The sequence below is a fragment of the Glutamicibacter sp. 0426 genome (assembly GCF_001906485.1).
Taxonomy (GTDB): domain Bacteria; phylum Actinomycetota; class Actinomycetes; order Actinomycetales; family Micrococcaceae; genus Glutamicibacter; species Glutamicibacter nicotianae.
In genome coordinates this window covers 501,930-516,380 of record NZ_MPBI01000001.1, presented here as the reverse complement: position 1 = coordinate 516,380, position 14,451 = coordinate 501,930, and the positions used below count along the sequence as shown (strand labels likewise).

Sequence of the window (14,451 nt, the reverse complement as noted above, 5' to 3'; positions counted from 1 at the left end):
TCCGTTCCGCTAGTAGGCGAATGCCAGTACGTCGTCATCATCGTTGTCAGGCCCCTTAGGGCCCCCGGATGACGAATGATCTGCCGCTTCGAGCTCCGGCATTGCCGATGCCACGCCGCCTCGGATGTAGCGAGTGAGCAGGACCAGTTCCACAACCAGCAGCACGCCATAGATTGCAGTGAGCGAGATCAGCGAGAACAGCATTTCACCTGCACTGACGGTAGGAGAGACCGAGGCCGCGGTATACATGAACACCTGGTCCACCCCGCCCATCTGCGGGTTAGGCGCAACGGTGAACGGCTGCCTGCCCATTTCGGTGAAAATCCAGCCGGTGGCGTTGGCGCCGAAGGGTGCGGCGATGCCCAATACCGCCAGTCTCGAAAGCCATTTGCTTTCCGGGACGGTGCCCTTGCGGGTGATCCACAGCGCGACGCCGGCTGCCAGTGCCGAGAGTCCGCCCAGAGTGATCATCAAGCGGAAGCCCCAGTAGGTCACTTCCATCACGGGCAGGTAGTTGATTTCCTGGCCCGCGTACTGGCCGAAGGACTCATCGCTTGGATAGTACTTGCCGTATTTTTCCTGGTATTCCGGAATCAGGGTATTCACGCCCTTGATTTCGGTGGTGAAATCTCCGTTGGCCAGGTACGAGAGAATGCCCGGAATTTCGAAGACAGCTACGACGTTGTCGCAGTTGGTTGCGCCTTGGGCGTTGATATCGCCCAACGACAGCACGGAGAAGCCGGTACCATCATGGCAAGCTGCCTCTGCCGCTGCCATTTTCATCGGCTGCTGTTCGAACATCAGCTTTGCTTGCTCGTGCCCGCTCAGAGCAACACCGAGAAAGGCGACCATGGCTACCGAAGCACCGATGCGCAGTGACTTAATCCAGACCTGGTAGTCGGTCTTGTCGCGGTTCTTGCCGCGGTTTGGGTCTTCACCCACGACTACATATCCGTTGGCGTCCACGGTGTCGATGCCTTCCTTGCGGCGGCGGTAGAGGTGGAACCAGGAGATGCCCAGCAGGAAGCCGCCGGCAACGGCGAAGGCGCCGAAGATGGTGTGCGGGAAGGTCACGAGCGCAGTGTTGTTGGTGAACACCGCCCATGCGTCGGTCATCACGGCGCGGCCGTCAACAATTTTCGTTCCCACCGGGTGCTGCATCCATGAGTTCGCCACGAGGATGAAGTAGGCCGAAAGAATCGTTGCCAAGGAAGCGCACCAGATCGTAGCCAGGTGGACACGCTTGGGAAGCTTCTTCCAGCCAAAGATCCACAGCCCCAGGAAGGTCGATTCGACGAAGAAGGCCAGCAGTGCTTCCATGGCCAACGGGGCACCGAATACGTCGCCGACATAACGGCTGTATTCGCTCCAGGCCATGCCGAATTGGAACTCCTGGACGATGCCCGTGGCAACGCCCATGATGAAGTTGATGAGGAAAAGCTTTCCCCAGAATTTTGTCATTCGCAGCCAGTGCTCGTTGCCGGTGCGATGCCACATGGTTTGCAATGTGGCCACGGTCAAGCCCAGTCCAATGGTCAGGGGCACCATCAAGAAGTGGTAGACCGTCGTAATGCCGAATTGCCAGCGGGCAATCTCTAGAGCATCCATGGATTCCTCAACTATCGTGGGATGGAATGTAAACCGCTTTTCTACGTTTCGTAGAAAAGACCTCCAAGGCCAGAATAGACGATTTCGACAGCTTGTAGAAATCGACGGGATTAGCAGGTTTTGCCGGCTGCAAATTTCAACACCGCGGGCGCGAGCGCAAATACTAAGCCTATTGACAGGGTTGTGTCTACGGCTCTTAAAAAACCCAAGTCAACAAGTTTCACCCGGGACATTCCCATAACGCGCAGCGAAACTGCTAAAGCCTGTACTCACCCATCTCTTTTACGCTCCGTAGAAATATTGTGGAAAGATGGCTACAATTAAGAGCCCAAGCAGTCTGCATGCTCTCGCTGAGTGCAAGCAACCGCGTTAGAACTAATGCAAGTGAGGTACGACCTAGTGGCCAGCCTTGGCGATCTGGAACGCTCCGTCATGGATCTTCTGTGGGATTCCGCAGAACCACTCACCGCGAATGACCTTCGTGATGATTTGGCGGTGCTTGGCACCGACGCGAAAGAACTCGCAGTAACGACGGTGCTGACCGTACTAGCACGTCTCGAGAAGAAGGGTCTGGTGGAGCGCGAGCGCACTACCCGCCCTCACCGATACGCAGCTTCATCCTCCCGTGAGGATCACACCGTTGGACTGCTCAACGACGCACTGGGCACCGCTCAGGACCGTGAAGCAGTTTTGGCACGATTCATTGGAGGCATCTCCCCCGACGAAGCAGCTTCCCTGCGTGCTATCTTGGACTCAGTAAAGTCCGCATAATTTAGATGAACTTCGGGGACTGAGTGCTTCTCACCTCATATTTCCTAGCGGCGTTGGCTATCGCATTGGCGTGGCCGACGCCGTTGGCTTTATCCAAGGCGAATTGGACCGCGCGCTCACCAGTGCAAGCGGTACTCCTGTGGCAAGCCATTGCTTTAGGCGGTGGCCTTTCCATGATCGGCTCAATGCTTGTCTGGGGCTTGGACCCACTGGGCGATGATCTGATCTCCGCGCTGCATGGTGGATGGCTCCTACTGACAGGAGACACGAGTGTGCCCTACCCCGGCATCGTGCACCTCTTCGCCTTGAGCACAGCTCTGCTCTTCGGTTTCCACCTGGTATTGACCCTCATGCGCGCTGCTTGGCGCACCTCCCGCCAACGAGCCAAGCACCGGCAGCTACTTCGCCTGTTGAGCAACCCCTCGCAGACGCGCGCGAACACCTTGGTTATCGATCATGATATGCCCGTGGCATACTGCGTGCCCGGCATCTCGCAGTCGGTGACCGTGCTGTCACGGGGATTGCTCACCCAGCTTTCGGCTCAAGAGCAGCAGGCGGTCATCGCCCATGAACGCTCCCATTTGGATCAACGCCATGATTTGCTAATCCTGGCCTTCACTGCCTGGCACGAAGCGTTGCCCTGGTTGCCGACCTCACGGCTTGGACTCGATGCAGTGCGCCAACTGATCGAAATGCTGGCCGACGACAAAGCGCTGGAAAAGGCCAATCGGCAGACGCTGCTCAAAGCCATCGTCACTGTGGCCACCGCAGCGACCATGGATGACCGCTCGTCAACGCCTCATGCCTCTAGCGCCGGTCTGGTTGGCATGCCCGATGGCGAAGTATCATCCCGCAGGCTCAAGCGCTTGCTCTCCCCGCAAGATCCGCTGAGCCGCCCGCAACGGGCACTGGTGCTGCTGAGCACCATCATGCTGATGGTCTGCCCGACAGTTCTGCTCATAGCGCCACGGCTGCTGGACTGGTAGCACCCGCTCGATCCCATGCAACGACGTCCTTGAACCCCAGTGGAGCTCAAGGACGTCGTTGCATCTGCGGTTCTAAACGTCGATGCGTTCCCGTTCAAGATCGTCGGCGCCGTCGATGATGAACTTCTTGCGCGGTGCCACATCCGAGCCCATCAGCAGGTCGAAGACTTCTTCGGCTGCCTGCGCATGCTCGATGCCAACACGGCGCAGCATGCGATGGCGTGGATCCATGGTGGTTTCAGCCAGCTGGTCTGCATCCATCTCACCCAGGCCCTTATAGCGCTGGATCGGCTCCTTGTAGCGTCGGCCTTCCTTCTCCAAGCTGGCCAGCAGCTTGGTCATTTCCGTCTCTGAGTAGGTGTAGATGACTTCGTTCTGCTTGGCGCCCGGATTAATTACCTCGATGCGGTGCAACGGCGGGACCGCCGCATAGACGCGACCGTGCTCAATCATCGGACGCATATAGCGATAGAACAGCGTCAGCAGCAGGGTGCGAATGTGCGCACCGTCAACGTCAGCATCGGTCATCAGGATAATCTTGCCGTATCGCGCTTGCTCGATGTCGAAGCTGCGGCCCGAACCAGCACCTATCACTTGGATCATCGCTGCGCACTCAGCATTGGAGAGCATGTCCGAGATCGACGCCTTTTGCACATTCAGGATCTTGCCACGAATCGGCAACAACGCCTGGTACTCGCTGGAGCGTGCAAGTCGGGCGGTGCCCAATGCGCTGTCGCCCTCGACGATGAACAGTTCGGATTTGCCGACTTCCTTGCTCCGGCAATCAAGCAGTTTGGTTGGCAGCGACGAGGATTCCAAAGCCGTCTTGCGACGCTGGGTTTCCTTATGCATGCGTGCCGACACACGAGACTTCATCTCGTTGACGACCTTCTCCATCAGCGTGGAGGCTTCAGCCTTTTCGTTGCGCTTGCTGGAGCCCAGACGATCATTGAGCGCCTTTTCCAGTACCTTGGAAACAATCTGGCGCACCTGTGGGGTACCCAAAATTTCCTTGGTCTGGCCTTCGAACTGGGGCTCGGCCAATCGGACGGTCAGCACGGCGGTCAAGCCCGCCAGAACGTCGTCCTTTTCCAGCTTGTCTTTCTGGCCGAACTTTAGCTTGCGCGAGTTGGCTTCGATATTCTTGCGGAAGGACTTGAGCAGGGCCTGCTCGAAGCCTGCGGTATGCGTACCGCCCTTGGGCGTCGCAATAATATTGACGAAGCTGCGCAGGGTGGTTTCATAGCCGATCCCCCAGCGGACCGCCACGTCCACTTCGCAGACGCGCTGCACATCCTCAATATGGCTGCGGCCATTGCTGTCGATGACCGGAACCTTTTCATGGAAGGAACCGCTGCCTTGGAAACGCCAGATGTCTGTAACCGGTGAATCGCTGCTCAGGTAGTCGACGAACTCGCTAATGCCGCCGTCATGCTGGAACACTTCCTCATGGGGTCCGTCTGCGCCCGGGGTGTCCGGCAGTCCGCGTTCATCACGCAGGGTGATGCGCAGCCCCGGGACCAGGAAGGAGGTTTGGCGGGCGCGATCCTGCAATTCCTTATAGGAGAATTTCGCATCCGGGGTGAAGATATGGCTGTCGGCCCAGTAGCGAATGCGCGTTCCGGTTACGCCGCGTTTGGCTTTGCCGATAATTCCCGGAGGCGTTGCGGTCTCATGGGCCTTGAACGCCGCATCGGCTTTCTTGCGCCCCTTATCGGTAAATTTTCCTGGTTCGCCGCGACGGAACTGCAAGCCGTAGGTTTTGCCGCCGCGGTCAACTTCCACGTCCAAGCGGGCCGACAGAGCATTTACTACTGAGGCGCCCACGCCGTGCAGGCCGCCGGATGCGCTGTAGGAGCCACCGCCGAACTTGCCACCGGCGTGCAATTTGGTGAAGACGACTTCCAAACCGCTCAGCCCAGTCTTGGGTTCAACATCCACGGGGATGCCACGGCCATCGTCTTGGACTTCGACCGAGCCGTCAGAGTGCAAGATAACATCAATGGCCTGCCCAAACCCGCCTAACGCCTCGTCAACAGAGTTATCGATGATCTCCCAGAGGCAATGCATCAAGCCACGGGAGTCGGTGGAGCCAATGTACATGCCTGGTCGCTTACGAACTGCTTCCAGGCCTTCCAATACGGAAAGGTGCCGGGCACTGTAATTGTCGGATGAAGCCACTGAGCTGATGTCTCCTACTTGCATGAGAAAGTACGTCTTGGTTCATATTCTAATCGTTAATGTGTTCGAATACCCGCTATTTTCCGGTGCTGGCGAGCACGCCGGGCAGGTATGAGCTTATCCACATGCGCTACGCGGTGAGCGAAAGAACAGCCAATTCGGGATAAAGTCGGGATCCAAGCTGGTTGTATAGAGTAACCATCAACTTTAGGAGGCTGGCAATGACTACTACGACCGCTAGTCGTGAACTTAACGCCCTCGACCGGTGCGACCGTTGCGGCGCACAGGCCTACGTGCGAGCCGTGCTGGCTTCGACCGGCGGTGAGCTGCTTTTCTGCGCTCACCATAGCCGCGATGTAGAGCAAAAACTGCGTCCGCAGACTTCCCTATGGCAGGATGAGTCCTCGCGGCTCTACGAAAAGCCCAAGGTAGACGCCAACGACTAATCTCGTGGCCAACTGCTGATCAAAGAAGGCGACCCGCTTTGGGTCGCCTTCTTCTTGCATTAATGGCAATAAAAAATGTGGCCAGCAGTTCATTGCATAAACTGCTGGCCACATCCTCAGATTCTTAGTCTAGGTAGTCGCGCAGCACCTGGGAACGCGATGGGTGGCGCAGCTTCGACATCGTCTTGGATTCGATCTGGCGAATGCGTTCGCGGGTCACCCCGTAGACCTTGCCGATTTCGTCCAGCGTCTTAGGCTGGCCATCGGTCAGGCCGAAACGCATTGCCACGACGCCTGCTTCGCGTTCCGAAAGCGTGTCGAGCACCGAATGCAGCTGTTCCTGCAACAGGGTGAAGGACACTGCATCGGCTGGCACAACAGCTTCCGAGTCTTCGATCAGGTCACCGAATTCGGAGTCGCCGTCTTCGCCAAGCGGGGTATGCAGGGAAATCGGTTCGCGGCCGTATTTCTGGACCTCGACGACCTTTTCAGGGGTCATGTCCAATTCCTTGGCCAACTCTTCTGGGGTCGGTTCGCGACCGAGATCCTGAAGCATCTGGCGCTGGACACGGGCCAGCTTGTTGATGACTTCAACCATGTGCACAGGAATACGAATGGTACGCGCCTGGTCAGCCATGGCACGGGTGATTGCCTGGCGAATCCACCAAGTGGCATAGGTCGAGAACTTGAAACCCTTGGTGTAGTCGAACTTCTCCACCGCACGGATCAGGCCCAAGTTGCCTTCCTGGATCAGGTCCAGGAAGAGCATGCCGCGGCCGGTGTAGCGCTTGGCCAGGGAAACTACCAGTCGAAGGTTTGCTTCCAGCAAGTGGTTCTTGGCGATCTTGCCATCATGGATAATCTGCTCGTAGTCCCAGCGCAGACGCTGATCCATCGAACCATCGTCCTTCTCCAGCTTGTCAGCTGCGAACAGGCCAGCTTCAATGCGCAGGGCCAAGTCGACTTCTTGCTCGGCGTTCAGCAGGGCAACCTTGCCAATCTGCTTCAGGTAGTCCTTGACCGGGTCAGCGGTCGCGCCGGCCACCATGACCTGCTGCTGCGGAGCGTCGTCATCACCGGTTGAAAGTGTGAAGCCCTTTGATTCATCGTCGGACTTCGCATCCTTCGAATCGGTGCCTGGCTCAGCATCGTCATCGGCGTCAGCCAACGCTCCGGTTGATTCGTCTTGCGCTGCGGTTTCGGCAGCGACCTTTTTAGTCCGAGGCTTGGCCTTGGTAGCGCGCTTCTTCGCTGCAGGGGTGGCTGATTCGGCCTCAGCCGCGTCGACCTCGGCCTCAGTTGCTATGCGATTAGCGTTCGTCTCAGAAGATGACACGAATAACCTTTCTAACGATGCGTTCCGGATGCACCTGCCGGTAACACCACTATGACCCTGTCAAGTCCGATAGTGCTCAGTCGCTGACTAAACACCTAGGGCTGGCACATTGGTATCAACGCATCAAGCCCGCCTAATGTTCCCGAAATCCACAGATTTCAAGACCTAGGCAATTCGAACCTAACCGGGTCTGTTGTCCCATTATCCATGAATTAGCATCAGGACACCACTTGAGACACTCCGGCCTCCGTTGCTCAGCTGAAATTGGCACGCCAAGCCCGCAATTTATCGGTCGCCCACTCGGGCATGATTCCATGGGACATCAGTTTCTGCAGCAACCGCGCCAACTCGTAGTTCGGGTTTTCTTCTACAGCCCTGCCCAGCAGGCACAAGGCCATAGTCCCCCGGCCTCGTGCCCACTCGATCCAGGCAAGAATGCACAGCAGGGCCTGCCGGTTGTTGCCTTCGGCCACACCGAGCAGGTCTCTGGCTACCGACCACAGCCGGTCAATCCGCTGCCAGTCTGGCGCATGCCAACCACGGCCCAGCAAATAGTTGGTCAAGGGCGAGGCAGCCGCTTCCCGATCTCCGCGCATCACGCCAAACAGCACATCCAATGCCGCGTCCAGACCTTGGCCAGCCAAATACGGAAGCAGGTCTCGGACGATTTTCACTTCCAGGGAACCAAGCAGCAGTGCGGTGTGCTCATGCTCTTCGTGGATCCAAGTTCGGGCTTCAGTTTCGGCGAGGTCCATCGTCTGCAGCCATGCTTCAAGGCAGTTGATCACGTTGTGCTGCTGGCTGGATACAATCTTCAGGATCTCGGCGGCCTGCGGCCACTCAGGGATTCCACTGCCGTCCCATGGAACATCCAACGGTGCTGATCCAGCAAAGACCAGCGACAGATGCGTCTCGTTGGTTTCCAGCGGGCGCACCGGGGTCGGCTCTGCGTAGTCGTCGGTCGCGTAGTTCCAGACGAATCGGCCCTGCCGGCACCAGGTGTGGCGCAACAGGACTTTTTTGCCGGCCAGCCCCTGTTCGAGCTGCGCAACCATGTGCGAGTACGGAATACGGCCCTCGGCCAGCGAATCTTCCGGCGCGTAGACCACCAGAACCACCCCTTGGATATGGGGCATGCGATCCAGGAGGCGAAGCACCTGCGCGGTCCACGACTCCCGCTCGGACGAAGTGTCCTCTTCCGGCAAATCGACACGCAGGGTCGCTTCCAGGTGGTCCTCGTCGATCAGCATGAGCACGGCAGAATTTTGCGGATAGAAGCCGAGGGCATGAGGCACATAGGCCAGGATGTCCTCGCAGCTGGACAGCGAGAGGGGATGGCGTTCTGGTGTAGTTGTCATGGCTCCACGGTGCATCGCGGCGCTTGGCACAGGACGTCAACGCGTGCGAGCTGTGGAGAACCTTCTGGTCCGGGCCTCGCGGCCGGCGGTTACTGTTCGGCGAGGAATCGGCGCGCCTTGCGGCGTTCGATGACCATGAATGCCATCCCGAGCAATGCCATCACGAATTGGAAGGACAGTGCCACCCGGAAAGCCGGCAGGTTGTAGAGTTCTCCGACCGAGCCGTTGGCCTTGTGCAGCATGTCCATGATGAAACCGATGACGTAGATGGTGACGAATGCTCCGATGAATCCGCCGGTATTCACCAGGCCGGTGGCAGTTCCCAGAACCCGCGGCGGGTTGAACGTACGTGCGAAGTCGAAACCGATCACTGAGGCCGGGCCGCCGGCGGCAATGACGACCATCAGCAGCACCAGAATCCATAGCGGCGCCTGTCCTGGCCAGAGCAGAACGGCCGCCCATAGCGCCAAGATGGAGCCCACGATGGACAACGCAATATTGGAACGCTGGCTGGCATGGCGCGCGGTCAAGGCGCCGAGGATCGGACCCAGCACGATGGCGACGACAACGAATACAGCCATCAGGCCCGAAGCTAACGCGCCGTCTATGCCTTGGCCCTCGACAAGGAATGGGTAGCCCCACGTCATCATGAAGGTGTTGATCATGAAGGCCGTAGTGAAGTGGGTCCAGAAACCCAAGCGGGTCCCTGGCTGCTTCCATGCCTGCGAGATCCGCGAGCCGGTCTCCTGCTCCCCCGCGCCATGCCCATTCCAGTTCTTCCCATTGCGCACGAAGGCGATCGTCGTGATGAAGGTGGCGAAAGCGAACCCTGACATGATCGAGAATGCCGCGGACCAGCCGACGCCAAGCAGGATCATATGGAATGGAAAGAGGCTGATCAGCTGCCCGAGCTGGCCAAAAGTACCGGTGAGCTGGGTGAGCACCGGAATGCGCGAACCGGAGAACCACAGGGGCAAGAGCTTGAGCACGGAGACGAAGACCATCGCGTCGCCCATGCCGACCATAACGCGCCCGGCCAAGCCCATGGGCACGTTGACCGAAATCGCCAGGAACGCTTGGCCGGCAGCCATCAGCAAGGCGCCGCAGGTAATCAGGATGCGGGGCCCGAATTTATCCAGCAGCAGCCCTACGGGGACCTGCGCCCCGGCATAGACAACGAGCTGCACGACCGAGAACGTCGCCAGGATCTGTGCGCTGGCACCGAAGCGTTCGGTGGCTTGGATGCCTGCGACTCCGAAGCTGGTGCGTTGGGAAATTGCAGAAATGTAGGCAAGAATTGCGAAGCCGAAGACGAGCCACGATTTCGGCGAATTCAGCTGGGCTTGGCTCACTGGTCGTGATCACCTGGCAACGGTTCGATATGACCGTTTTTCAACCAATCTTCGGTGTTCTCGATGGCGGCCAGGAAATGCTCGGCACTGGCGCCCAGTTCCTCGGCATCCGCCATCTGCTCATCTTCGTCCAGCAACAGCGAACGCGACTCGTGCTCCTTGGCATGCGCGTCGAAACGTTCCTCGAATCCGTCCACCATCTGGCGGACGTCGCTATTGGCTTGAAGCTGCTCGGCGAGCTGCTGGTCAACCAATCGGGCCGCTTCGCGCAGCTTGTCGGTCGGCAGAGCCAGCTTCAGCGCCGCGCCCACATACTCCAGCGTCGCAACGGCAACCGCCGGGTACTCGGATTCGGCAAGGTAGTGCGGGGTATGCATCGAGTAGCCCACGACATCCCGACCGGCTTCGCTCAGGCGGATTTCGAGCAGCGAGGCCAAGCCTGCCGGAGATTCAACCGTGGGACTCCACGTCGAGATGTTCTCGATCAGATCCTTGCGGTTGCCGTGGGCGGTCACACCGACCGGCCGGGTATGCGGCACCGGCATCGGCAATGATGCGGTCCCAACAACCAGCGATACGTTGAAGGCCTCGATGAAAGACTGCAGTTCCGCGATTACGCGTTCCCACTTCAGATCCGGTTCAACTCCGTTGAGGAACCAGAACTTGCGGTCCATCTCATCAGTCATCAGGTAGATCTCGATGCGCGGGGCCTGGTATCCGGCGAAGTGATCGCCGAGGAAAGAGACGCGCGGGCGCTGGGAGGTGTAGGCGATCAGCTCGTCGGCATCGAAAGTGGCGAAGAGTTCGGATTCCAGACGGCCGAAAAGCTCGTTGGAGACCTGCGCGTGATTATGCCCGGCATCACTGATGCTCTTCAGCGAGATGAACATGCCAAGACCTTGAAGGCGCGAGTCATCCAAATCGTCTGCGACCAGCGTCATCAACGAATCCTTGGACATTTTCTCCTCATTCAGGGTCGGCATCCGGCACAGCAGGGCGGCAACCATCGGCCAGGACTGAACTTCTGCAACAGATCAATGCTCCATCCTATCGCTACTTGGCTTTCGCTCGCTGTGAAGTAACGCACGATGACGCGGAACCTCGGATAACCTAGATGCAGGAGACGCACAGCCCACCGGCAGGATCTGCTCCGGAATACCACTTGGGCTGTCGCGACCTTAGACCCTACAAAGGCATAGAAGGAATGATTTTGTGATCAACTCCAGTGATCTCACTCTGAGCGCCATTGGCACTGACATCAAGCGCAAGAGCGCTGACGCCCTCATCCTGGGCGTACTCAAGAACGGCGACAAGGTGTCCATCGCGGCATCCCCCTTCGCCGCCGACACCACTACCTCGCTGGAGCAGTCGCTCTCGGCTTTGGGCGTTGCCGGGAAGGCCGACGAAATCACCGCGCTGCCTGGCGTGGACGGCACGAAGGCCAAGGTCCTGCAGTTCATCGGCCTTGGCGTTGACGAGCTGGCCGATCTGACCGAAGAGAAGCTGCGCCGTGCAGCTGGCTCGGCTGCCCGCCAGTTGAGCAACGCCAAGAGCGCCATTTTCGCTTTGCCTGCCGACAGCGTTGAGCGCGTTGCCGCCGTGGCTGAAGGCATCGCCTTGGGCAGCTACCGCTACGAGAACCACCGGTCGAAGAAGAGCGAGAAGCCAGTACTGGCCGAAGCCCAGATCGTCACCTCGGTGGCCACTTCCAAGGATCTTCCAGCCGTGCTCAAGCGCTCGGCAATCCTGGGCCGCGCGGTCCGCGGCACCCGCGACCTGATCAATGCCCCCGCCAACGTGCTGTACCCGGAGACCTTCGCCGCGGCGGTCAAGGACTACTCCAAGTCGCTGCCGCTGAAGGTCACCATCTTCGATGAGAAGCGCCTGGCCAAGGACGGCTTCGGAGGCCTGATCGGCGTTGGCGGCGGTTCGGCTCGCCAGCCGCGCTTGGTCAAGGTCGAGTACGCGCCATCGAAGGCAGCCAAGCACATTGCCTTGATCGGCAAGGGCATCACCTTTGATACCGGTGGCACCTCGCTGAAGCCTGCTGCAGGCATGCACGCCATGAAGTCGGACATGTCCGGTGCCGCCGCAGTCTTCCAGACGGTCGCCGCCGTCGCAGAACTAGGGCTGAACGTGAAGGTCACCGCGTGGCTCTGCCTGGCGGAGAACATGCCAGGCGGCGCCTCGACCCGTCCGGGCGATGTGCTGACGATGTTCGGCGGCAAGACAGTGGAGGTGCTGAACACAGACGCCGAAGGCCGTCTGGTCATGGCTGACGGCTTGGCCGCAGCCAGCCTGGAAAAGCCGGATGTCATGATCGACATCGCTACGCTGACCGGCGCGCAGATGCTGGCTCTGGGCCTGCGCACTGCAGGCGTCATGGGCGACAAGCAGGTCACCAGCGACCTGGTTGCCGTTTCGGACAAGGTGGGCGAATTGGCTTGGGCCATGCCGCTTCCGGAAGAGCTGCGTCCATCCATCGAGTCGCAGGTCGCCGACTTGGCGAACATCGGTGAACGCATGGGCGGAATGATGACCGCAGCCGTCTTCCTCGAAGAGTTCGTCGGCGAAGTCGACGGCAAGAAGATCCCTTGGGCCCACATCGACTTTGCTGGTCCGGCCTTCAACGAGGGAAGCGCCTGGGGCTACACCCCGAAGAACGGCACCGGCTCGCAGGTACGCACCCTGGTTGCCTACGCAGAACAGGTTGCCGCAGCGAACTAGCCGTTAAACGCAGCGGCAAAGCAGCTGCAGTGCCATGAAACTCATCCCGGTATCGCCAGAATCAATTGGCCGATGCCGGGATGAGCTCAAAATTAGAGACATACCTGACTTTTAGTGCCCCGAAGGTGACTCTAGCCATTCGACGGTACTAAGGTAAGTTTTGAAACATCACCGTGGATCAAAGGTGCGCGCCAGCATGTGTCACGCTCCAGAAAGTCCACACCCGATCCCCTGGTCGGCCAAAGCCGGCCTCACTAAGCGAATACGAGGGAGCGTTCACGTGGCCGATTCGGCAGCAACGCAAGAATTTGATGTCCTCATCCTCGGCGGCGGATCCGCTGGATACTCGGCAGCATTGCGTGCCATCCAGCTGGGCTACACCGTTGGATTGATTGAAAAGGAAAAGCTGGGCGGCACCTGCCTGCACACCGGCTGCATCCCAACCAAGGCTTACCTGCACGCAGCAGAGTTGGCTGAAAACGCTCGCGAGGGTGCCAAGTACGGCATCAACACCACGCTCGAGTCGATCGACTTGGCTGGCGTGCGCAAGTACAAGGAAGGCATTGTTGCTGGCAAGCACAAGGGCCTGCAGGGCTTGCTCAAGATGAAGAAGGTCAACGTTATCACCGGTAACGGCCGTCTTGTCTCCCAAGATTCCATCGACGTTGATGGCACCGTATACAAGGGCAAGTACATCATCCTGGCTACCGGCTCCACCTCCAAGACCTTCGGTCTGGAAATCGGCGGCCGCGTACTGACCAGCACCGAAGCATTGAACATGGAAGACCTGCCAAAGAGCGCCATCGTGCTCGGCGGCGGCGTCATCGGCGTCGAGTTCGCTTCCGTATGGAACTCCTTCGGTGTCGATGTCACCATCGTCGAGGGCCTTCCTTCGCTGGTTCCAAACGAAGACCCAGCCATCATCAAGACCTTGGAGCGTGCTTTCAAGAAGCGCGGCATCAAGTTCAACACCGGCGTCTTCTTCGAAAAGGTCGAGCAGGACGCCAACGGCGTCAAGGTCTCGCTGGCTGACGGCAACGTACTGGAAGCAGACATCGTTCTGGTTGCAGTGGGTCGCGGTCCAGTCACCGAAGGCCTCGGCTTCGAAGAGCAGGGCATCACCATCGATCGCGGCTTCGTGATCACCGACGAGCGCCTGCACACCGGCGTTGGCAACATCTACGCCATTGGCGACATCGTCCCAGGTGTACAGCTGGCACACCGCGGCTACCAGCACGGTCGCTTCGTTGCCGAGGAAATCCACGGCCTGAAGCCAACCATCATCGAGGACATCAACATCCCGAAGGTGACCTACTGCGAGCCTGAGATCGCTTCGGTGGGCTACTCCGAGCCAAAGGCCAAGGAGAAGTTCGGTGCAGACCAGATCGAAACCACTGAATACAACCTGGCTGGCAACGGCAAGTCTTCGATCCTGGGCACCAGTGGCCTGATCAAGATGGTCCGCGTCAAGAACGGCCCAATCGTTGGCGTTCACGGCATCGGCGGACGCATTGGCGAGCAGATCGGTGAAGCGCAGCTGATCGTGAACTGGGAAGCATACCCAGAGGACGTATCGCAGCTGATCCACGCTCACCCAACCCAGAACGAGTCCCTGGGCGAAGCCGCAATGGCTTTGGCCGGCGCACCGCTGCACGGTTAATCACGTTTTGGTCATTCAGGCAGCGC

Annotated in this window: 11 protein-coding genes; 5 read left to right on the top strand and 6 right to left on the bottom strand. The window is 59.0% G+C overall.

Features of this window, described 5'->3' with window-relative positions:
- Positions 1 to 9: 9 nt before the first annotated feature.
- Positions 10 to 1,608 (bottom strand): cytochrome ubiquinol oxidase subunit I, encoded by a 1,599-nt coding sequence (locus tag BKX98_RS02455; protein WP_073706037.1) that lies wholly within the window; start codon positions 1,606 to 1,608, stop codon positions 10 to 12.
- Between the two features lie 399 nt (positions 1,609 to 2,007).
- Here BKX98_RS02455 and BKX98_RS02450 point away from each other — a divergent pair, with 399 nt between their 5' ends.
- Both BKX98_RS02450 and BKX98_RS02445 read left to right on the top strand, forming a co-directional pair.
- A complete protein-coding gene (locus BKX98_RS02450) occupies positions 2,008 to 2,379 on the top strand; it encodes a BlaI/MecI/CopY family transcriptional regulator (RefSeq protein WP_073706036.1) in 372 nt (123 codons plus the stop codon).
- Between the two features lie 23 nt (positions 2,380 to 2,402).
- A complete protein-coding gene (locus BKX98_RS02445) occupies positions 2,403 to 3,365 on the top strand; it encodes a M56 family metallopeptidase (protein WP_066144395.1) in 963 nt (320 codons plus the stop codon).
- Between the two features lie 72 nt (positions 3,366 to 3,437).
- Here BKX98_RS02445 and BKX98_RS02440 read toward each other — a convergent pair whose 3' ends face one another.
- A complete protein-coding gene (locus BKX98_RS02440; RefSeq protein ID WP_073706438.1) occupies positions 3,438 to 5,546 on the bottom strand; it encodes a type IIA DNA topoisomerase subunit B in 2,109 nt (702 codons plus the stop codon).
- A 221-nt stretch (positions 5,547 to 5,767) separates the two neighbouring features.
- Between BKX98_RS02440 and BKX98_RS02435 the strand changes: the two genes are divergently transcribed.
- On the top strand, positions 5,768 to 5,992 hold the full coding sequence (locus BKX98_RS02435; RefSeq protein ID WP_038991880.1) for a hypothetical protein: 225 nt from the start codon (positions 5,768 to 5,770) through the stop codon (positions 5,990 to 5,992).
- 124 nt (positions 5,993 to 6,116) lie between these two features.
- Here the strand turns inward: BKX98_RS02435 and BKX98_RS02430 are convergent, their stop codons facing one another.
- From BKX98_RS02430 to BKX98_RS02415, 4 genes are all read right to left on the bottom strand, one after another.
- Positions 6,117 to 7,328 carry an RNA polymerase sigma factor gene (locus BKX98_RS02430; RefSeq protein ID WP_121867011.1) on the bottom strand — a complete coding sequence of 404 codons (1,212 nt, stop codon included), beginning with the start codon at positions 7,326 to 7,328 and terminating at the stop codon, positions 6,117 to 6,119.
- A gap of 254 nt (positions 7,329 to 7,582) precedes the next feature.
- Positions 7,583 to 8,686 carry a DUF4192 family protein gene (locus tag BKX98_RS02425; RefSeq protein ID WP_073706034.1) on the bottom strand — a complete coding sequence of 368 codons (1,104 nt, stop codon included), beginning with the start codon at positions 8,684 to 8,686 and terminating at the stop codon, positions 7,583 to 7,585.
- An 89-nt stretch (positions 8,687 to 8,775) separates the two neighbouring features.
- The gene (locus BKX98_RS02420) at positions 8,776 to 10,038 is read right to left on the bottom strand and encodes a nitrate/nitrite transporter (protein ID WP_190263733.1); all 1,263 of its coding nucleotides are present in this window, start codon (positions 10,036 to 10,038) and stop codon (positions 8,776 to 8,778) included.
- On the bottom strand, positions 10,035 to 10,997 hold the full coding sequence (locus BKX98_RS02415) for a proteasome assembly chaperone family protein (RefSeq protein ID WP_073706437.1): 963 nt from the start codon (positions 10,995 to 10,997) through the stop codon (positions 10,035 to 10,037). Before BKX98_RS02415 ends, BKX98_RS02420 begins: the two co-directional genes overlap by 4 nt.
- A gap of 253 nt (positions 10,998 to 11,250) precedes the next feature.
- On the opposite strand from BKX98_RS02415, the gene BKX98_RS02410 reads away from it, so the two are divergent.
- Together BKX98_RS02410 and lpdA are read left to right on the top strand one after the other, a co-directional pair.
- Complete coding sequence (locus BKX98_RS02410; protein ID WP_073706033.1) at positions 11,251 to 12,765, top strand: leucyl aminopeptidase; 1,515 nt, start codon at positions 11,251 to 11,253, stop codon at positions 12,763 to 12,765.
- Positions 12,766 to 13,045: 280 nt separating this feature from the next.
- Entirely contained in the window at positions 13,046 to 14,425 is a 1,380-nt protein-coding gene (gene lpdA / locus BKX98_RS02405) for a dihydrolipoyl dehydrogenase (protein ID WP_121867014.1), read from the top strand.
- Positions 14,426 to 14,451 lie beyond the last annotated feature (26 nt).